This is a genomic window from Pseudomonas sp. UMAB-40 (assembly GCF_900095275.1).
In the GTDB taxonomy this organism is placed as follows: domain Bacteria; phylum Pseudomonadota; class Gammaproteobacteria; order Pseudomonadales; family Pseudomonadaceae; genus Aquipseudomonas; species Aquipseudomonas mandelii_B.
Genome location: NZ_LT607617.1, coordinates 1 through 746, shown reverse-complemented (window position 1 = coordinate 746; position 746 = coordinate 1). Strand labels below are relative to the sequence as shown.

The window sequence follows — 746 nt, the reverse complement described above, 5'->3', positions numbered from 1 at the left end:
ACTTTATTCAGCAAGGAGCACATCCATGGCTACTCCAGCGTACATGTCCGTCACTGGCGAAAAACAAGGTCTGATCACCGCCGGCGCATTCACCGCCGACTCGGTTGGCAACACTTATCAAGAAGGTCACGAAGACCAAGTCATGGTTCAGGCTTTCAGCCACGACGTGATCATCCCGCGTGACCCACAGTCCGGCCAGCCAACCGGTCAGCGCGTTCACAAGCCAGTCGTGATCACCAAGGTCTACGACAAGGCTTCGCCACTGCTGCAAGCTGCTCTGACCTCCGGCGAGCGCATGAGCGAAATCGTTATCCAGTGGTACCGCACTTCGGCTCAAGGTACCCAAGAGCATTACTACACCACCAAACTGGAAGACGCGATCATCGTCGCCATCAACAACAAAATGCACAACTGCCAGGATCCGTCGAACTCGCACTTCACCCACCTGGAAGAAGTACAGTTCACCTACCGCAAAATCACCTGGACCCACGAAGTATCCGGTACTTCGGGTTCCGATGACTGGCGTCAGCCAGTCGCTTAATTGCGGCTGACCGCTTCACGCATCGGCCAGCTCTGCTGGTCGATGTTGTTTCCGCCCTTCCAGAATTTCGCGTCCGTTGACCCGGTTTCCGGGTGTCAGCGCATGCCGCAGCACTGCACGAGGAACAAGGGATGTTCGCGCCGGCCAATCAAACTCACTTTGCCCTGACCATCGAAGGTCTTTCCAGCGACTTTCAGGTCTTTTC

At 55.9% G+C, this 746-nt stretch carries 1 protein-coding gene; it reads left to right on the top strand.

What is annotated here, in order from left to right; translation table 11 throughout:
• Nucleotides 1-25 precede the first annotated feature (25 nt).
• Nucleotides 26-541, top strand: a complete 516-nt coding sequence (locus K0F88_RS32015) for an Hcp family type VI secretion system effector (RefSeq protein WP_054051032.1) — start codon at nt 26-28, stop codon at nt 539-541.
• Nucleotides 542-746 lie beyond the last annotated feature (205 nt).